The following is an 18,093-nucleotide window of genomic DNA, read 5'->3' on the forward strand; positions in this document are numbered from 1 at the left end:
GGCAAACATCGATTGTCGGCTGACAACGGGCTGATCTGCACCAGAAAACCCGCTGGCCGGAACTGCTACAGGTATCGTGAAATGGAATGCTGGCCCAGGCAAACATCGATTGTCGGCTGACAACGGGCTGATCTGCACCAGAGTACCCGCTGGCCGGTACTGCTACAGGTAGCGTGAAATGAAAATCCCGCCCCTAACAAGCTCGATTGTCGGCTGACAACGGGCTGATCTGCACCAGAAAACCCGCTGGCCGGAACTGCTACAGGTATCGTGAAATGGAAATCTGACCCCAGCGAACTCGATTGTCGGCTGACAACAGGGTTATCTGCACCAGACCCCAGCAGGCAGGAATAGCTATAGGTATCGTGAAATCGAATTATGACCCTGGCAGGCAGCGATTGTCGGCTGACAACAGGGTTATCTGTGCCAGACCCCAGCAGGCAGGAATAGCTATAGGTATCGTGAAATGGAACTCAGCCCTTGGCAAACATCGATTGTCAGCTGACAACAACGGACCAATCTTCGCCTGAGTACCCGAGGGCAGAACAGCTACAGGTATCGTGAAATGGAACTCAGCCCCTGGCAAACATCGATTGTCGGCTGACAACGGGCTGATCTGCACCAGAAAACCCGCTGGCCCGAACTGCTACAGGTATCGTGAAATGGAACTCTTGCCCCAGCAAACATCGATTGTCGGCTGACAACGGGCCGATCTGCATCAGAGTGCCCGCTGGCCCGAACAGCTACAGGTATCGTGAAATGGAATTTTGACCTTGGCAGATAGTGATTGTCGGCTGACAACGGGGTCAACGGGCCGATCTGCACCTGAGTACCCGTTGGCCCGAACAGCTACAGGTATCGTGAAATGGAATTCTGACCCTGGCAGGCAGCGATTGTCGGCTGACAACGGGGTCAACGGGCCGATCTGCACCTGAGTACCCGTTGGCCCGAACAGCTACAGGTATCGTGAAATGGAATTCTGACCCTGGCAGGCAGCGATTGTCGGCTGACAACGGGTCAGCGGGCCGATCTGCACCTGAGTACCCGTTGGCCCGAACAGCTACAGGTATCGTGAAATGGAATTCTGACCCTGGCAGGCAGCGATTGTCAGCTGACAACGAGGCGATCTGCACCTTAATAGCCGCTGGCGAACAGATTATCGGTATCGTGAAATGGAGATCTGCTCATCCAGTGACGGCGATTGTCGGCTGAAAATGGGCCGAACTGCACCTCAGTGGTCGCTGGCGATGACATTAGCTGTTTATTTTTATTAGTATTTTTATATAATGCGCGCACGTCCCAGTGGCACAGCTGGATAGCGCGCGCCCCTCCTAAGGGCGAGGTCGCAGGTTCGAATCCTGCCTGGGACGCCATCTCGTAACCTCATCTCACCACCCAATAATGCATTTCTGCATGCCTTGCAAACATTATTTTGCGCTATTTCAGCGCTATTCAAATCCATAAGAACTCTTAACTCATTGTTTTTTAACAATATTTTTTATTTAAAAGCTCTTATAACCATCCCCTCCTAAGGGACAGGCCACTGGTTCGACTCCAGTCGGGAACGCCATACAAAACAAGGGGTTGGCATCGCAAGATGCCAACCCCTTGGTCGTTCTTGGCCCCTTCATCATCCCCCGCCAGCACTGTGCGCAGTGCGGCCCCAGCCCCGTGGGGATGGCGACAACCGGGGCAAGGGCTCGCCGTCCACCTGCCCACCCATGATCCCGATCACCCTCTGCCCTCGCCGCCAACGGCGAGCCGGCGTCGTCATCTACGCTTGAAGGGCGCCGTCCGGGATGACGGCCACTCTCCATCCGTTTGAGACACAAGAAGGACATCATGGGCAGCAAAAAAAAATCCAGGGCTGAACAGCCGGTCGTGGTCGAGGAGCAGAAGCCCCTCGGCAACAAGGCATACGAAAAGGCGCTGCGCCGCCTGCACGTGGAGCTGGTGAAGCTGCAGCAGTGGGTGGTGCACAAGGGGCTCAAGGTCTGCATCGTGTTCGAGGGGCGCGACGGGGCCGGCAAGGGGGGCACCATCAAGGCGATCACCGAGCGGGTCAGCCCCCGGGTCTTTCGCGTCGTCGCGCTGCCCGCCCCCACGGAGCGGGAGAAGAGCCAGCTCTATTTCCAGCGCTACATCCCCCACCTGCCGGCGGCGGGCGAGATCGTCATCTTCGATCGCAGCTGGTACAACAGGGCCGGCGTGGAGCGCGTCATGGGCTTTTGCAGCGAGGAGGCGAGCGACAAATTCCTGGCAGGCACCCCCATGGTGGAGAAGGCCATGGTCGATTCGGGCATCATACTGCTGAAGTACTGGCTGGAGGTGACCCCAGAGGAGCAGGAGCGGCGGCTGCGGGATCGCATCGACGACGGTCGCAAGATCTGGAAGCTCTCCCCCATGGACATCAAGTCCTTCAACCGCTGGGATGACTACACCCGGGCGCGGGATGCCATGTTCATCGCCACTGACACCGCCTGGGCCCCCTGGTTCGTGGCCCGCTCCGAGGACAAGAAGCGGGTGCGCCTCAACATCATCTCCCACCTGCTGTCGCACATCCCCTACGAGGCGCTGCCGGCCGAGCCGGTCAAGCTGCCCAGGCGCAAGATAGGCAAGGCCGCCCCCTCGGAACACCCCCTGCGCATCATTCCGGAGCGCTTCTAGGCAAGCGGGGTGAGCCCGGGCTCACCCCTGCCCTGCCGATACTGGCGGATAGCCGCCCTGGCATTGAACAGCATGCGGCTCTCCCCCAGCTGGCTGGCCAGCCCGCTACGGCGCACGTTCTCGAGCACCCCAGGGTTGAGCCCGGCCAGCCAGAGCGTGACCCCCTTGTCACGCACCTGCCGCTCCCCCTCCATCAGCATCATCAGGGCCGAGTATTCCACGTCCTGCACCCGGCTCATGTCGAGCACCACCACCTCGGGCCTGTGCGTCTCGGTCAGCTGCCGGACCTGGGCCGCCACGTGTTGCGCGTTGATGAAGAAGAGGCGCCCCTCCGGGCGCAGGATCAGCAGGCCCGGGATGGTCTCGTCATCGGGATGCTGCTCGCTGAGCGGGCGCAGCACATCCTCCCCGGGCTTGCGGCCGATCACATAGACCCTGGGGTGCGCCGTCTGGCTCGCCAGCCCCAGCAGGGAGGCGAGGATGGCGACCACTATGCCCTCCAGGGTGCCGAACAGCAGCACCCCCAGGCAGGCGATGACGGCCCAGCGAAACTCCATCATGCGGATCTGCCCTATCTTGCGAAACTCCCCCGGCTGGATGAGCCCCACCGAGTAGACGATGACCACCATCGCCAGGGTGGCGCTCGGCAGCCAGGAGAGCAGCGGGGCGAGGAAGATCATGGTGGCCAGCGCCATCGCGGCGGTGACCGCGGAGGCCCGCTGGCTCAGGCCCCCGACGGAGCGCACCACCGCCGTCTGGGAGGTGCCGCCCCCCGCCGGCATGCTGCCGCAGAAGGCGCCCCCCAGGTTGGCCAGCCCGGTGGCCACCAGTTCCCGATTCGCATTGATCTCGGGCTCCTCCTTCCCCACGAAGGCCCGCCCTGCGGCGATAGTCTCGGTGAAGCTCATCAGCGCTATGCCCGCCGCCCCCGGCAGCAGCTGCAACACCAGGGTCGGATCCGGCATCGTCAGGCTGGGCAGGCCGGTGGGGATGCTCCCGACGATGGCGACGCCCGCCTCGTTCAGGCCGAGGCCCCACACCAGCGCGATGCCGACACCCACCCCCAGCAGGGGGGCGGGGGAGTGGGGAAAGCGCCACTCCATGAACACCAGCACCACCAGGGTGGCGAGGGCGACCCCCAGGGTCAGCCAGGAGGTCTGGGGCAGCGCCTGGCCGAGGTGGTAGAGATCCAGGAAGAAGTTCTCCTTCTGGAGGTGCACCCCGAACAGCTTGGGCAGCTGGTCGAGGATGATCACCAGCCCTATGCCGCTCTTGAACCCCACCAGCACCGGCAGGGAGATGAAGTTGGCGATGAAGCCGAGCCGCAGCGCGGCCGCCAGCATCAGCATGGCCCCCACCATCAGGGTCAGGGTGGCCGTCACAATGAGCAGCCGGCCTGGGTCGCCGTCCGGAACCACCAGTCCGAGCTGGGTGGCGGTCAGGATAGCCAGGGTGCTGGTGGAGCTGACGCTGAGCACCCGGGAAGAGCCCAGCAAGGCGTAGATCACCATGGGCACGAACGCGGTGTAGAGACCGATCGCCACCGGCAGCCCCGCCACCGTGGCATAGGCCATGGCCTTGGGCAGCACCACGGCCGCCGCGGTGACGCCGGCCAGCAGATCGGACAGGAGGCGCCCAGGCGCCGACGCAAGTGATGACATCTGAATCCTCCATTATCCCGGGTCCGGGCTGGCGCACTATTCGCCTTGATGACAGTGTGAAGTGTAGGCGGCGAAGTGATGCAATAGCTTGTTGTGTCTCACGTTTTCCCGCTCCCTTCCCCTATACTTCAGCGACGTTCAGGCCTGGCCAGAGAGAGGATATCCCCCATGTTGCGACTGCTTGCCCTGCTGCTTGTCTGCCTGGCGCTCCCGGTGCGGGCGCTGACCCTGACCCAAGTGGCGGGGGAGCTGCGCCACCCCTGGGGGCTCGCGTTTCTCCCCGATGGCGGCTACCTCGTCAGCGAGCGCCCGGGCCGCCTGCTGCGCATCGACGCCGGCGGCGAGCGCCACCTTATCTCGGGCCTGCCCCCCCTCGCCGCCGCGGGTCAGGGGGGGCTGCTCGATCTCGCCCTGGACGGCGAGGGCTGGGTGTATCTCAGCTACAGCGAGCCGGGGGACGGCGGCGCCGGCACCGCCGTGGCCCGGGCCCGGCTGCAAAAAGATGCGTTGGTCGACTGGCAACTGCTGTTTCGCCAGCAGCCCAAGGTCGCCGGTGGCGCTCACTTCGGCTCCCGCTTGGTATTGATGGATGACTATCTCTTTATCACCCTGGGGGATCGCTACAGCGAGCGGGCGCGGGCCCAGACGCTGGACAACCACCTCGGCAAGACGGTGCGCCTGCACAGGGATGGCCGGGTGCCCGCCGACAATCCCTTCGTCAAGACGGCGGGGGCCCTGCCGGAGATCTGGAGCCTGGGCCATCGCAACATGCAGGGGGCGGCGCTGCGCCCGGTTAGTCAGCAATTCTGGGCCCACGAGCACGGCCCCCAGGGCGGGGACGAGGTGAACCTCATCCTGCCCGGCCACAACTACGGCTGGCCCAGAGTGACCTTCGGCGAAGAGTACGGTGGCGGCAAGATTGGCGTGGGCCAGAGCGCGCCGGGCCTGACGGCGCCGCGCTGGATCTGGGTGCCCTCCATCGCCCCCTCGGGCATGACCTTTTATCAGGGGGGGCTGTTCAAGGAGTGGCGGGGAGATCTGCTGGTCGGCGCCCTGCGCGGCCAGGCCCTGTTGCGCCTGCGCCTCGACGGGGACACCATAGTGTCACAGGAGCGGTTGCTGACCGATCTGGGGGAGCGGATCCGTACCGTCAAGGAGGGCCCCGACGGCGCGCTCTATCTGCTGACGGACTCGGGTCAGGGACGCCTGCTCAAACTGACCCCATAGGATGCAAGGAGGAAGGATGAACGCGAATCGCATGCTGCTGGTGCTCTGTGCCAGCCTCTGGTTGCTGGGCTGCAACACCATCCACGGGATGGGACGGGACATCGAGAAGGCGGGGGAGGTGATCCAGGGCTCAGCCAACCTGGCGGAGGAGCCGGCGGCAGGCAGCCGCTGACCCGGGGCCCGTCCCTGACCAGTCTCAGGGACGAGGCCCCCTCACTCGGCGCTGACCGCCAGGCTGGCCAGCGGCGCCATGGTCACCCTGACCCCGTGCTGGGCCAGCGCCTCGCGGGCACTCTGGGGCAGTTGCTCGTCGGTGATCACCTGATCGATCGCATCCCAGCTCACCACGTTGAAGGTCCCCACCTTGCCATATTTGGACGAATCGCAGATGAGGATGCGGGTCGCCGCCGACTCCACCACGGCCCGCTTCACCGGCACTTTCTGTTCGCTCGGGGTGGAGATCCCCTGACTGTCCCAGGAGGAGGCTGACAGGAAGGCAACGTCCAGATGGAGGTTGCGCAGGAAGTGGGCGGTGGCCTCCCCGGCACAGGACTGGTTCTCGCGAATGACCTGGCCCCCGGTGTGATAGAGGCGGCAGCGGCCGTGCTCGATGAGGTAGGCGCAGACCATGAAGTCGTTGGTCACTATCATCAGGTCTTCCCGCAGCGCCAGCTCCCGGGCCAGCTCCAGGGAGGTGGTACCGGCATCCAGATAGACGGTGCTCCCCTCGCTCACCTGGGCGGCGGCGAGCCGGGCAATGGCCAGCTTGGCCCCCTGCATCAGGCTGCGCTTGGCGGCGTGGGAGGGCTCGCTCTTGATCCGCTGGGAGAGGCTGACCCCACCCGAGACGGAGAGAACCCGCCCCTGCTCCTCCAGCTTCTGGATGTCGCGCCTGATGGTCATGTGGGAGACCTGCAACCAGTCGGTCAGCTCCACTATGCTGACCACGCCGCGCTCTGCCAGCAGTTGCAGGATACGTTGCTGTCGCTCTACGGGAATCATCTTGCCTCGCGCCTCGGGGAAGGGAAGGCGCCATTCTACCCCAGCGACCTGGGAAAAAATGATAAATAACCTGCAACGGGCTCAAAAATCACATTTATTCACACAAAAAACGCCAAAACTTGACTCGAAAGAATCTCAACTCTCTCAAATAACAAAAATTAACATCAATTAAGTTATTTTTTGTGACGACTGCCTGATATTTCATCGCCGCAAGCCTCTACTATCGGCTCATCAGTCGTAATCGAGGAATCACGAGATGAGCACTCCCTATCATGTTGCGGTCATCGGCCTGGGCGCCATGGGCATGGGCGCCGCCCGTTCCTGCCTGCGGGCTGGGCTCACCACCTATGGCATCGACATCAGCGAACAGGCTCGCGGCCAGTTGCAGCAGGCCGGTGCCGCCGCCGTCATGGCCGATGCCAGGCCCCTGGCTGAGACGCTCGATGCGGTGCTGTTGCTGGTGGTCAACGCCACCCAGGTGCGCCGCATCCTGCTCGGCGAAGCGGGGCTGGCTCGCCACCTCAAACCGGGCACCGCCATCATGGTCTCTTCCACCATCGCCGCCGAAGAGGCGAGCGCCCTGGCTGCCGAGCTGGCGCTGATGGGGTTGCCGATGCTGGATGCGCCGGTTTCCGGCGGTGCCATCAAGGCCGATGCCGGCGAGATGACGGTGATGGCCGCAGGCTCAGACGACGCCTTCGACAAGCTGGCCCCGGTGCTGGATGCGGTGGCCGGCAAGGTCTACCGGGTCGGCAGCGAGCCGGGCCAGGGCAGCACGGTCAAGATCATCCACCAGCTGCTGGCCGGGGTGCACATAGCCGTTGCCGCCGAGGCCATGGCGCTGGCCAGCCGGGCAGGCGTGTCCCTGGATCTCATGTATGACGTGGTGACCCATGCCGCCGGCAACTCCTGGATGTTTGAAAACCGCATGCCCCGGGTGCTGGCCGGTGACTACCAGGCCCGCTCCGCAGTGGACATCTTCGTCAAGGATCTCACCCTGGTGGCCGACACCGCCAAGGCGCTGCGCTTCCCGCTGCCGCTCGCGAGCACGGCGCTGAACATGTTCCTCGGCGCCAGCAACGCAGGGTACGGCCAGGAAGATGACAGCGCCGTCATCAAGATCTTCTCCGGCATCCAGCTGCCGGGTCAGGAGGAACTGCTATGAAACTCGGTGTCATCGCAGACGACTTCACCGGCGCTACCGACATCGCCGGTTTCCTGGTGGAGAACGGCCTCTCCACCATCCAGTTTGCCGGCATCCCGGCAGCGGCGGATCTGACCGGGGTCGATGCCGTGGTGATCAGCCTCAAGAGCCGCTCCTGTCCCGCAGGCGAAGCGGTGCGCGACTCCCTGGCGGCCCTCGACTGGCTCAAGGCCCGCGGCTGCCCGCGCATCTACCAGAAGTACTGCTCCACCTTCGACAGCACGGCGGCGGGCAATATCGGCCCCGTCACCGACGCCCTGCTGGCGGCGCTGGAGAGCCGGTTCACCCTGATCTGTCCGGCCCTGCCGGTGAATGGTCGCACCGTCTATCAGGGCAACCTCTTCGTGGGGACCCAGCCGCTGGCCGAGTCCGGCATGCGCCACCACCCCATCACCCCCATGACCGACAGCAACCTGCTGCGGCTGATGGAGGGACAGGCCCAGGGCCGCGCCGGTCTGGTGCCGTTCAATACCATCGCACAGGGTGCCACCGCCATTGCCGACGCCTTTGAGCAGCTAACACAAGCTGGTGTGCGCTACGCCGTGGTCGACACCCTGACCGAGCAGCACCTGCTGGACATCGCCACCGCCGCCCTCGACATGCCCCTGGTGACCGGCGGATCCGGCCTCGCCATCGGCCTGGCCCGTCAGCTTGGCAGCGGCGATCTGCAGGGTGCCCGCGAGGCGGGCTGGCCCAGAGGCACCCGCGCCGCGGTGCTGTCGGGCTCCTGCTCCGAGATGACCAACCGTCAGGTGGCCCGCTATCGCCAGCACGCTCCTGCCCTGGCGCTGGATGTGGTGCGCTGCCTCGAAGAGGCCGACTACCCGGCCGAGCTGGCGCGCTGGGTACTGGACCAGCCCCGGACCCCGGCGCCGCTGGTCTACGCCACCACCAGCCCGGCGGAGCTGGCCCGCATTCAGGAAACCCACGGCCAGCAGGCGGCCAGCGATGCGGTGGAACACTGCTTTGCCCGCCTAGCCCAACTGCTGCAAGGCGCCGGCGTGGACCGCTTCATCATCGCCGGTGGCGAGACCTCGAGCCGGGTCACCCAAGCCCTTGGCGTCAAGGCGTTCCACATCGGCCCGCAGATCGCCCCCGGAGTGCCCTGGGTGCGGGCCATCGACGCCCCCCTGTCGCTGGCCCTCAAATCCGGCAATTTCGGGAGCGACGACTTCTTCGACAAGGCTCAGGAGTACTTCCATGACTGAACAGGCACTGCGCGACACCATGGTGATGCTGGGGGCCTCCCTCTTCCAGCGCGGTTATGCCACCGGGGGCGCCGGCAACCTCTCCGCCCTGCTGCCGGACGGTACCCTGATCGCCACCCCGACCGGCTCCTGCCTGGGACGGCTCAGCGCCGACAGGCTCTCTCACGTCAATCTGCGGGGGGAACACCTGGGGGGAGATCGCCCCTCCAAGGAGGTGGCCTTCCACCTTGCCATCTACCACAACAATCCGGACTGCCGGGCCGTGGTACACCTGCACTGCACCCACCTGACCGCCCTCTCCTGTCTGGAGGGGCTGGATCCGGCCAACGTCATCCGCCCCTTCACCCCCTACTACGTGATGCGGGTCGGCCAGTTGCCGCTCATCCCCTACTACAAACCGGGGGATGCCCGCATCGCCGAGGAGCTGGGGCGCCACGCCCCCGAAGGCAACGCCTTCCTGCTTGCCAACCACGGCCCCGTGGTGACGGGCAAGGATCTGGTGGATGCGGTCAACAACATGGAAGAGCTGGAGGAGACGGCGCGCCTGGCACTGATGCTCCATGGCCACGCCATCCGCTACCTGAGCGAACCCGAAATTGATGAATTGAGGAGGATGAAACCATGAGCAAGTTTGCCGCCAATCTCACCATGCTGTTTACCGAGGTGCCGTTCCTGGAGCGCTTCGCCGCCGCCCGCGACGCAGGCTTCGAGGCGGTGGAGTTCCTCTTCCCCTACGAGTGGCCGGCCGCAGAGCTGGGCCGCCGCTTGCGCGAGCAGGGGCTCTCCCAGGCCCTGTTCAACATGCCGCCGGGCAACTGGGGCGCGGGGGAGCGCGGCATGGCTGCCATCCCGGGGCGGGAAGCGGAGTTTCGCGGCCACCTGCCAAGCGTGCGTGACTATGCCCTGGCGCTCGGCTGCACCAAGGTACACGCCATGAGCGGCATCGTAGACCCTGCTCATAGCCTCTCGGCCCACCGCCAGACCCTGACCGACAACATCCGCTTCGCCGCCGACTTCCTGGCCGAAGACGGCATCAAGGTGCTGCTCGAGCCCCTCAACGATCGGGATGTACCCGGCTACTTCCTGGCCCACCAGCTCGACGCCCTGGCCCTGGTGCAGGAGATAGACAGACCCAACGTGGGGGTGCAGCTCGACCTCTATCACGCCCAGATCATGGACGGGGATCTCACCCGTCTCATCGGCAAGCTGGGCCCGGCCATCGGCCACGTCCAGATCGCCTCGGTGCCGGATCGCCACGAGCCGGACGAGGGGGAGATCGCCTACCCCCACCTGTTCAAGGTGCTGGCGCAGGCGGGCTACCACGACTGGATAGGCTGCGAGTACAACCCCAGAGCCGGCACCCGGGAAGGGCTGGCCTGGCTGACACAACAATAACGACCCTGAACATGAACGAGTCTGAGGATAACAAGATGCAGATCATCATCACCGGCGGCGGTGGCTTCCTGGGCCAGAAACTGGCCCGGGCCCTGCTGCAAGGCCCCCACCCCTTCACCGAGCTGCTGCTGGTGGACATCCAGCAGCCGCAATCCCCTCTGCCGGACCCCAGGGTTCGCTGTCTGCGGGCCGACCTCACCGAAGCCGGTGTCGCCGAGTCCCTCATCAGCGAGCGGACCGCCGTGGTCTACCACCTGGCGGCCATCGTCAGCAGCCACGCGGAGCAGGATTTCGATCTGGGCTGGCAGGTCAACCTGGACACCACCCGCACCCTGCTGGAGGCGTGCCGCCATGCCCGGCCGGGCATCCGCTTCGTCTTCACCAGCTCGCTCGCCGTCTATGGCGGCCCGCTGCCGGAGCTGGTGAATGACGGCACGGCGCTCACCCCCACCTCCTCCTACGGCGCCCAGAAGGCCATGGGGGAACTGCTGGTCAACGACTACAGCCGCAAGGGCTTCGTCGACGGTCTGGTATTGCGCCTGCCCACCATCTGCGTGCGGCCGGGCAAGCCGAACCGCGCCGCCTCCTCCTTTGTCAGCAGCATCATCCGCGAGCCGCTGCAAGGGGAGAGCGCCATCTGCCCGGTGAGCCCGGATCTGCGCCTCTGGCTCTCCAGCCCCGCCACCGTGGTCGCGAACTTCCTGCTGGCGGCCAGACTTCCCGCCACCGGTGACGCCCGCAGCATCAACCTGCCCGGCATCAGCGTGACCGTCGGCGAAATGCTGGAGGCCCTCGCACGGGTCGGTGGCCAGGCGGCCCGGGATCGGGTGCAGTTTGCCGCCGATCCGGCCATCGAGCGCATCGTGGCGAGCTGGCCGGGACGCATCGACAACCTGCGGGCCAGCGCCCTCGGTTTCGCGGCAGACAGGACGTTTGCCGACATCATCGACAGTTTCATCACCCATGACATGCAGGAGGCATCATGAGCGACATCCCAACCCCCATCATCGGTCTCATCATCGCGGTCTTCGTGCTGGTGTTCCTGGTCATCCGCACCCGGGTGCACGCCCTGATCGCCATGCTGGCGGCGGCCTGCATCGCCGGGATCACCGGCGGCATGAGCATCGACAAGACCCTCACCGTGATCACCCAGGGCTTTGGCTCCACCCTCGGCAGCATCGGCATCGTCATTGGCCTCGGGGTCATGATGGGTCGCCTGCTTGAGGTCTCCGGCGCCGCCGAACAGATCGCCTACAGCTTCATCAAGTGGCTCGGCAAGCGCCGCGAGGAGTGGGCCCTGGCCATCACGGGCTACATCGTCAGCATCCCCATCTTCGTGGACTCCGCCTTCGTCATCCTCTATCCGGTGGCCAAGGCGCTGGCGAAGAGCGGCAAGCGCTCCCTGCTCACCCTGGGGGTGGCGCTGGCGGGCGGCCTGGTGGTGACCCACCATACCGTGCCGCCGACCCCGGGCCCGCTGGGGGTTGCCGGTCTGTTTGGCGTGGACATCGGCGCCATGCTGCTGACCGGCATGGCCCTGGCCATCCCCTGCGTGCTCGGCATCGTCTTCTACGCCCAGTGGCTCGACAAGAAGTACCCCGAGTTCGGTGCCCAGGCCGCCCAGACCCCGGACGAGCTGCAAGCCACCTATGAGCAGTACCTCAAGGAGAAGGAGGGCAAGACCCTGCCGAGCCTGACCCTGTCGCTGCTGCCGATCCTGGTGCCCATAGTGCTCATCTTCGTCAAGGCCATCTTCACCACCCTGGCCACCCTGGAGGGCATGGACGGCCTGATGGCGAACCCCCTGGTGCAGGGCATCAACTTCATCGGCACCCCCATCATAGCGCTCGCCATCAGCGTGCTGCTGGCGGTCTACACCCTGGTCCCGCACATGGACAGGCACGCCACCGCCGCCCGCCTGGAAGAGGGGCTGCAATCCGCCGGCATCATACTGCTGGTGACCGGTGCCGGCGGGGCGCTGGGAGCCGTGCTGCGCGACAGCGGTGCGGGTCAGCAACTGGCCGAGCAGATCGCCCAGCTGCCCATCTCCCCCATCCTGATCCCCTTCATAGTGGCGACCCTGGTGCGCCTCATCCAGGGGTCCGGCACCGTGGCCATGGTGACGGCAGCCTCCATCTCCGCCCCCATCCTGGCGCAGATCCCCGGAGTCAACATGCTGCTGGCCGCCCAGGCCGCCACCATGGGGTCGCTCTTCTTCGGTTACTTCAACGACAGCCTGTTCTGGGTGGTCAACCGCATGATGGGGATCTCCGACGTCAAGCAGCAGATGATCGTCTGGTCCATCCCGACCACCATCGCCTGGGCCATCGGCGGCACCGGCGTCGCCCTGCTGAACCTGATGTTCGGCTCCGGCGGCACCTGGTTCGACCCCGTGCTGCCGCTGCTGGTGCTGGCGCTCATCGTCTGGTACGTCAAGGGGCAGTCCCTGGCCCCGGCGGCAGGGGTCGTCCCGAGCCGGGAGTCATAACCCGCACCGTCACGGCAACGCTGTGTGACGAGGGCCAGTCTGCTAGACTGGCCCTCTTTTTCGTTCATTCATCTTGCAAAGGAGTGTTGGATGCCTGCGTCTTCCTGGTGGGACAAGTCCACCGGTTTTGCCCTGCTCACCATCTTGCTGTGGGCCTCCCTCGCCGCGCTCACCTCCCGGATCACCAGCGTCTCGCCGCTGGTGCTGGTCGGGCTGGTGCTGCTGTTCTGCGGGGCGGGCACCCTGCCATTCTGGCGCCAGTGGCGCGCCAGCCCCCTCACCTGGCTGGTGACCATCACGGCCCTGCTGCTCTATCACCTGCTGCTGTTCACAAGCTTTCGCCACGCCCCCGTGCTGGAGGCGAACCTCATCAACTACCTGTGGCCGCTGTGCATCATCCTGTTCACCCCCTTGCTGCTGCCGGGCCACCCCTTGAGCCTGCACCACCTGCTGGCCGGGGCCCTGGGTCTCGCGGGGTCGGTGCTGGTGATGGTCGATGGTCACCTGCAACTGCAACAGGCCCACTTGCCCGGCTACCTGCTGGCGCTCGGCGCCGCCATCGTCTGGGGCGCCTATTCCGTGCTCTCCCGCCGCCTGCCTCCCGCTCCCGCCGTGATCACGGCCGCCGCCTGCCTGCCCGCAGGGCTCCTGGCCCTGCTGCTGGCATGGATGCTGGAAGGCCCCTTGCCATTCGCCCGGATCCCCCAGGGTGACTGGCTGCTCATCGCCGGGCTCGCCCTCGGCCCCATGGGGGCGGCCTTCGTCACCTGGTATCTGGCGCTCCGGGACGGGGATCCGCGCCGCATCGGCGCACTCGCCTACCTCACCCCGTTGCTGAGCACCCTGCTGCTGGTCTGGCTCAACGGCGAGGCGCTCACCCCGCGCCATCTGCTGGCGGGGGCCCTTATCATGGGCGGCGCCCTGCTGGGCCTGCTGGTGAAAACACCGAAGACTCAGCCAGTTGCAGAGCCTCTGTCATAAAAACGCCATCAGGCCTGCTTAAGCTCACGCCCATTGCGTGGTTCAAGCAGGACTGAAAAGTGAAAATTGCCCATTTTGCCTCCCTCTCCTCCCTCGTCTTGTTGCTGGTGGCCGGTGTTCAGGCCGCCGCCCTCTATCAGGGCTGGCAACAATTCAACCACTCGGCCCAGGCCCAGCGTCTGCAGGAGCGCCTGCAACAGCAACTGAGCGGTCCGCTGCAGGGGGCGCTTCGCGACTATCTCGGCAGCGGGGATCCCCTGCTGCTGGCCCAGGCCCAGGGCGTACGCCAGCAGGCGCTGGCGCTGCTATCCAGCCAGGACGACACCCTGACCGGCCCGCTGCGGGCCCGGCTCGAACAGATGGGGGCACGTATCGACGGCGACTACCTGGCGGCGGGCAAGCTCTCCGGCAACAGCCAGTGGTTGCTGCAAAATGCCGAGAACGAGTTGACCACCCAGGCCCGCGCCCTGCTGCGCTATGGCCAGCAGGGGGCCGCCGCCGGGCGGGATCCGGCGCTCGCCGAGCAGTATCGTCAGGGGGCCGTCGACATACTGGCCGCCCTGCCCGCCCTCGCCCACCAGCGCCAGAACTACATGGAGCAGGCCAGCCCCAAGCTGCTGGAGGGGCTGCAATTCGAACTGGCGGCCCTGCAGAAACAGGCGGACAAGCTGGCGGCCCTGCCGAGCCTGGCTCTCTTCGAGGAGGCCCCGGCCGACGAGTTCACCCTGGGAGAGCCGCAGCGCAAGGAGCTCGGGGATCAGCCCAAAGCCGAGCTGACCTCCCTGCTCAAACGCTATCCCCAGGAGCTCGAGAACAGCCGCAAGGCGCTGCAACAGCAGCAGGCCGCGCGTCAGATGGTGCAGCAGGACATCAGCCAGCTACTGCAGGCCGGGGAACAGCTGGGAGAGCGGCTCGCTGCCGCCCGCCAGACGGTGAACCGGGAACTGGCCACGGTGCTCGGCGTGCTGGCGCTCTGCCTGGTGGTGGTGGCCCTGCTGTTCGCCCTGGTGCAGCGCCGCTGGCTGGTCAGCCCCCTGCTGCGGCTGCGGGCCGCCTTCCTGCAGCTCGATGCCACGGGTCAGGCCCAGTTGCTGGCCCAGGGGCGCGAGCGCAACGAGCTGGCGGACATAGTCGCGAGCTACAACCGCCTCATTGAGAGGCTGCAACAGGATCAGCAGCAGAAGGCGGGGCAGCTCTCCAGCGTCTCCTCCAGCCTGCAGGAGATGGTGGCCCAGGTGCAGGAGATCCATCACAGCACCCGCACCACGGAGCAGGCGGTGGACGAGAGCGACACCATGATGCAGGAGCTCAACCAGCTCGCCAGCGAGGTGCACCAGGTCGCCGCCGAAATCGCCCAGCACGCCCAGCACAACGAACACTCCATGACCCAGAGCGAGCAGCTGGTGGGTGGCATGCTGACGGCCACCGCCCAGACCGGGCTCGCCATCGACGAGAGCAGCGCGGCCCTGGCCCAGCTGACCCGCTCGGTGGAGGACGTGACCGCCATCGTCGACGTCATCGGCCACATCTCCCAGCAGACCAACCTGCTGGCGCTCAACGCCGCCATCGAAGCGGCCCGCGCCGGGGAGCAGGGACGCGGCTTTGCGGTCGTCGCCGACGAGGTGCGCCACCTCTCCGCCGACACCCAGCGCTCCCTCGGCCAGATCACCGAGATCCTGGCGAGCCTCACCCAGGCGGGGGATCAGCTCGCCACCGTGCTGTCCCGCATCACCGCGGAGGCCGCCGATCAGCGCCAGCAGGCCGAACAGCTGCGCCAGACCACCCAGACGGTGCGGGAGATGGCGCGCAGCACCGCCGTCATCGCGCTGCAGGGGGCCGACAACGCCCGCAGCCAGGAGCACAGGCTCGCCAGCTTCGCCGCCCTCATCGGCCGCATCAGCCAGCACGCCCGTCAGGGCAGCCGTCTCTCGGTGCAGGTCTCCGAGCACATCCACCACCAGGCCCAGCAGATCCCCCGGATCCTGAGCCAGGCCTGATAACCCCGGGTCTGGCTCGCACCAGACCCGGGGCGCGCTCCCTGTCTACCTGCCCGCGGTACGGCCTTGCCGCAACCCTTCTCTTGATGCTCCCGTCATGTCCTCACGGGCGATGACGGGTTGCCTCATCCATTCAGTCACAGGCTCCCTCACCCCTTTCACATCTCTGGTCCCCCTGTCTGTCGGGGCAACGGCTCACGCTCACGACAGTGGGCATCCCGCCGGACTCATCTTTTTTTGTGATACAAAATTATATGTTGCCACCGGGTTAACAAAGAAAGTTCTGCCTTGACGGCAAGATCTGCGCAGGAGAACGGTGAAATCACCATGAAAGCGCTGTCATTGCCGACATGAGTGGCCTGGGAGTGCCCACACCAAGAATCATGATTATTTGCACTCGGTCATATTTTTGAAACTTGCCGGGAACTTTACATTGATATTTCGCACCGCGAACGTACTCTTGGTGATGTCAGATCGCCAAGGATCGACAGCCAAAAAATAACGACTGTAACGATGCAGATAGCCCCGACCGATGCGCCAAGGCATCAGGCACAAGGGCACGACAGAGAACCATTTTTTTGCCCTTCGGGGTGTTGATTGCAATGCCAATACCGAGCGGCGGGTGCCTACCCGGCTGCCGGATAAAAAAGCTAAGTCCATAAAATCAGGAGCAATAACAAATGGAAAAAGTGATCTTCAAGCGCGCCGCGTTGAGTGCTGCCGTGGTCGCGGCACTGGTCGCACCCGGCATGGCGTTCGCCGCTCAAGACATGATGAGCCCGGAATACGGCAAGTCCTACAGTGCCTTCATCGACGAAGGCAAGCTCACCGGTGGCCTGTTCTACTTCCAGCGTGAGCGTGATCGCGTCCAGGCCGGTCCGGGTCAGGATGGCAAATACCACTCCAACCTGAGCCATGCCACCACCCAGGCAGCCCTGAACTTCAACTCCGGCTATGCATGGGGTGTGGTCGGCGTCGACGTGGGCGGCTTCGGTGCCTACGACCTGGCCGTTGACGAGAGCAATGGCGTCAACGAAGAGAACGAGTTCTCCTTCTGGGGCGACAAGTGGGGTTCAGGTGGTGACGGCGTTCCCGAGAACGGCTTCAGCCTCTCCAACGCCGCCCTGAAATTCAAGTTCGGTGACGCGGTCACCGCCAAGGGTGGTTACACCCAGCTCTATGTACCCGGCATCCTCGGCGTCAACTGGTCCTATCAACCCGGTACCTACCGTGGTGGCCAGATCGAAGGCACCTTCGGCGGCCTCTACCTGACCTATGCCATCGCCGACGAGTACAAGGCTCCCTGGTTCAAGAACACCACAGGCTTCTCCAAGAGCAGCCCCTATGCCAGCGATCCCTTCACCGATGCGAACAAGATCGACTACATCCACGGTCTGGCCGCTCGCTACACCTTCGAGAACGGCACTGCCGTCACCGCCGGCTTCGGTCAGTCCGAAGGCTACATGGACAGCTACCACTTCAAGCTGGCCCACAAGTTCGACGTACTGGGTGGCCTGAACACCAGCTACCAGTTCTACGGTTCCGACACCGAGAACAGCGACTATGACGGCCTGGCCTGGCAACAAGCCCTGACCGCCAGCTGGGCAGCCGGCCCCTATGGCTTCCGTCTGGAAGGCCTGTGGACCAAGGCTGAAGGGGATCTGGGCAACTACCTGCCCCGTCTGACCCGCGGCTACGGCAACTCCCAGGGCGCGAACGAAATCTGGTGGGATTCCCGCTCCGACTGGAACCACAACGACGAGAAGGCCCTGTTCTTCGGCGTGACTCGTTCCCTGGATGATCTGGTGGGTGCACCGGGCTGGGGCGTGGGTGTCTCCGGTGCCTACGGCTGGGATGCCAACAACGGCGACAAGTCCCTGGAAGGTGGCAAAGAGTGGGCAGCCAACTTCGACGTCATGTACACAGTGCAGGACGGCAAGCTGAAGGGCACCCTGTTCAAGCTGCACTACACCGACTACAACAACGAACAGGACGACAAGGGTAGCTGGTACTACCCGAACATGTTCAGCTCCGAGCATGACGTCAAGTTCCACATCATCATGCCGTTCACCATCATGTAATCAGGCATCTGACGTGACCGAAAACCGGGCCTCTGGCCCTAATGCCAGTCAGTTAAGCCTGACTGGCATTGTTTTTACTAGGTTTTCTCGTCGCATACTTCTGTGGTTTGGCTTTGATGCACCTTGGGTAACTTCGTTCTCGGCGGGCGGGTAACTTGAACTGCTCTGCCTGTTTGTCCAAC

14 protein-coding genes and 1 tRNA gene are annotated in these 18,093 nt (G+C 64.8%); 13 read left to right on the top strand and 2 right to left on the bottom strand.

Annotation, left to right across the window (positions count from 1 at the left end):
- Nucleotides 1–1,296 precede the first annotated feature (1,296 nt).
- Together J9892_RS00005 and ppk2 are read left to right on the top strand one after the other, a co-directional pair.
- A tRNA-Arg gene (locus tag J9892_RS00005) sits at nucleotides 1,297–1,373 on the top strand.
- Nucleotides 1,374–1,842: 469 nt separating this feature from the next.
- Nucleotides 1,843–2,667 carry a polyphosphate kinase 2 gene (gene ppk2 / locus J9892_RS00010; protein ID WP_113978546.1) on the top strand — a complete coding sequence of 275 codons (825 nt, stop codon included), beginning with the start codon at nucleotides 1,843–1,845 and terminating at the stop codon, nucleotides 2,665–2,667.
- Here ppk2 and J9892_RS00015 read toward each other — a convergent pair.
- Nucleotides 2,664–4,328, bottom strand: a complete 1,665-nt coding sequence (locus tag J9892_RS00015; protein WP_113978547.1) for a SulP family inorganic anion transporter — start codon at nucleotides 4,326–4,328, stop codon at nucleotides 2,664–2,666. The two genes, ppk2 and J9892_RS00015, sit on opposite strands and share 4 nt — an antisense overlap.
- A 168-nt stretch (nucleotides 4,329–4,496) precedes the next feature.
- Here J9892_RS00015 and J9892_RS00020 point away from each other — a divergent pair, with 168 nt between their 5' ends.
- Together J9892_RS00020 and J9892_RS00025 are read left to right on the top strand one after the other, a co-directional pair.
- Nucleotides 4,497–5,555, top strand: a complete 1,059-nt coding sequence (locus J9892_RS00020) for a PQQ-dependent sugar dehydrogenase (RefSeq protein WP_113978549.1) — start codon at nucleotides 4,497–4,499, stop codon at nucleotides 5,553–5,555.
- A gap of 16 nt (nucleotides 5,556–5,571) precedes the next feature.
- Entirely contained in the window at nucleotides 5,572–5,727 is a 156-nt protein-coding gene (locus tag J9892_RS00025) for an entericidin A/B family lipoprotein (RefSeq protein ID WP_084202561.1), read from the top strand.
- 41 nt (nucleotides 5,728–5,768) lie between these two features.
- Here the strand turns inward: J9892_RS00025 and J9892_RS00030 are convergent, their stop codons facing one another.
- Nucleotides 5,769–6,557 (bottom strand): DeoR/GlpR family DNA-binding transcription regulator, encoded by a 789-nt coding sequence (locus J9892_RS00030; RefSeq protein WP_113978551.1) that lies wholly within the window; start codon nucleotides 6,555–6,557, stop codon nucleotides 5,769–5,771.
- A 256-nt stretch (nucleotides 6,558–6,813) separates the two neighbouring features.
- On the opposite strand from J9892_RS00030, the gene ltnD reads away from it, so the two are divergent.
- The 9 genes from ltnD (at nucleotide 6,814) to J9892_RS00075 (ending at nucleotide 17,911) form a co-directional block, all read left to right on the top strand.
- A complete protein-coding gene (gene ltnD / locus J9892_RS00035) occupies nucleotides 6,814–7,722 on the top strand; it encodes an L-threonate dehydrogenase (protein ID WP_113978552.1) in 909 nt (302 codons plus the stop codon).
- Nucleotides 7,719–8,969 (top strand): 3-oxo-tetronate kinase, encoded by a 1,251-nt coding sequence (otnK, locus tag J9892_RS00040; RefSeq protein WP_113978554.1) that lies wholly within the window; start codon nucleotides 7,719–7,721, stop codon nucleotides 8,967–8,969. The genes ltnD and otnK overlap by 4 nt, the downstream gene beginning before the upstream one ends.
- The gene (locus J9892_RS00045) at nucleotides 8,962–9,594 is read left to right on the top strand and encodes an aldolase (RefSeq protein ID WP_049636735.1); all 633 of its coding nucleotides are present in this window, start codon (nucleotides 8,962–8,964) and stop codon (nucleotides 9,592–9,594) included. Before otnK ends, J9892_RS00045 begins: the two co-directional genes overlap by 8 nt.
- Nucleotides 9,591–10,364 (top strand): 2-oxo-tetronate isomerase, encoded by a 774-nt coding sequence (gene otnI, locus J9892_RS00050; protein WP_049636736.1) that lies wholly within the window; start codon nucleotides 9,591–9,593, stop codon nucleotides 10,362–10,364. Before J9892_RS00045 ends, otnI begins: the two co-directional genes overlap by 4 nt.
- Nucleotides 10,365–10,375: 11 nt before the next feature.
- Nucleotides 10,376–11,350, top strand: a complete 975-nt coding sequence (denD, locus tag J9892_RS00055) for a D-erythronate dehydrogenase (RefSeq protein WP_244812407.1) — start codon at nucleotides 10,376–10,378, stop codon at nucleotides 11,348–11,350.
- A complete protein-coding gene (locus tag J9892_RS00060) occupies nucleotides 11,347–12,852 on the top strand; it encodes a gluconate:H+ symporter (protein ID WP_198497911.1) in 1,506 nt (501 codons plus the stop codon). Before denD ends, J9892_RS00060 begins: the two co-directional genes overlap by 4 nt.
- 90 nt (nucleotides 12,853–12,942) lie before the next feature.
- Nucleotides 12,943–13,833, top strand: a complete 891-nt coding sequence (locus J9892_RS00065; protein ID WP_198497910.1) for a DMT family transporter — start codon at nucleotides 12,943–12,945, stop codon at nucleotides 13,831–13,833.
- 59 nt (nucleotides 13,834–13,892) lie between these two features.
- The gene (locus J9892_RS00070) at nucleotides 13,893–15,830 is read left to right on the top strand and encodes a methyl-accepting chemotaxis protein (RefSeq protein ID WP_210537742.1); all 1,938 of its coding nucleotides are present in this window, start codon (nucleotides 13,893–13,895) and stop codon (nucleotides 15,828–15,830) included.
- A gap of 680 nt (nucleotides 15,831–16,510) precedes the next feature.
- Nucleotides 16,511–17,911: an OprD family outer membrane porin gene (locus tag J9892_RS00075; RefSeq protein ID WP_010673291.1), complete on the top strand. Its 1,401-nt coding sequence runs from the start codon at nucleotides 16,511–16,513 to the stop codon at nucleotides 17,909–17,911.
- Nucleotides 17,912–18,093 lie beyond the last annotated feature (182 nt).

The sequence above is a fragment of the Aeromonas sp. Prich7-2 genome (assembly GCF_017939255.1).
Classification (GTDB): domain Bacteria; phylum Pseudomonadota; class Gammaproteobacteria; order Enterobacterales; family Aeromonadaceae; genus Aeromonas; species Aeromonas caviae.

What these genes read in the sequence shown, in the direction of transcription:
- ppk2 (WP_113978546.1), top strand. Translation starts at nt 1,843, where the DNA reads ATGGGCAGCAAAAAAAAATCCAGGGCTGAACAGCCGGTCGTGGTCGAG.
- J9892_RS00015 (WP_113978547.1), bottom strand. Translation starts at nt 4,328, where the DNA reads ATGTCATCACTTGCGTCGGCGCCTGGGCGCCTCCTGTCCGATCTGCTG.
- J9892_RS00020 (WP_113978549.1), top strand. Translation starts at nt 4,497, where the DNA reads ATGTTGCGACTGCTTGCCCTGCTGCTTGTCTGCCTGGCGCTCCCGGTG.
- J9892_RS00025 (WP_084202561.1), top strand. Translation starts at nt 5,572, where the DNA reads ATGAACGCGAATCGCATGCTGCTGGTGCTCTGTGCCAGCCTCTGGTTG.
- J9892_RS00030 (WP_113978551.1), bottom strand. Translation starts at nt 6,557, where the DNA reads ATGATTCCCGTAGAGCGACAGCAACGTATCCTGCAACTGCTGGCAGAG.
- ltnD (WP_113978552.1), top strand. Translation starts at nt 6,814, where the DNA reads ATGAGCACTCCCTATCATGTTGCGGTCATCGGCCTGGGCGCCATGGGC.
- otnK (WP_113978554.1), top strand. Translation starts at nt 7,719, where the DNA reads ATGAAACTCGGTGTCATCGCAGACGACTTCACCGGCGCTACCGACATC.
- J9892_RS00045 (WP_049636735.1), top strand. Translation starts at nt 8,962, where the DNA reads ATGACTGAACAGGCACTGCGCGACACCATGGTGATGCTGGGGGCCTCC.
- otnI (WP_049636736.1), top strand. Translation starts at nt 9,591, where the DNA reads ATGAGCAAGTTTGCCGCCAATCTCACCATGCTGTTTACCGAGGTGCCG.
- denD (WP_244812407.1), top strand. Translation starts at nt 10,376, where the DNA reads ATGAACGAGTCTGAGGATAACAAGATGCAGATCATCATCACCGGCGGC.
- J9892_RS00060 (WP_198497911.1), top strand. Translation starts at nt 11,347, where the DNA reads ATGAGCGACATCCCAACCCCCATCATCGGTCTCATCATCGCGGTCTTC.
- J9892_RS00065 (WP_198497910.1), top strand. Translation starts at nt 12,943, where the DNA reads ATGCCTGCGTCTTCCTGGTGGGACAAGTCCACCGGTTTTGCCCTGCTC.
- J9892_RS00075 (WP_010673291.1), top strand. Translation starts at nt 16,511, where the DNA reads ATGGAAAAAGTGATCTTCAAGCGCGCCGCGTTGAGTGCTGCCGTGGTC.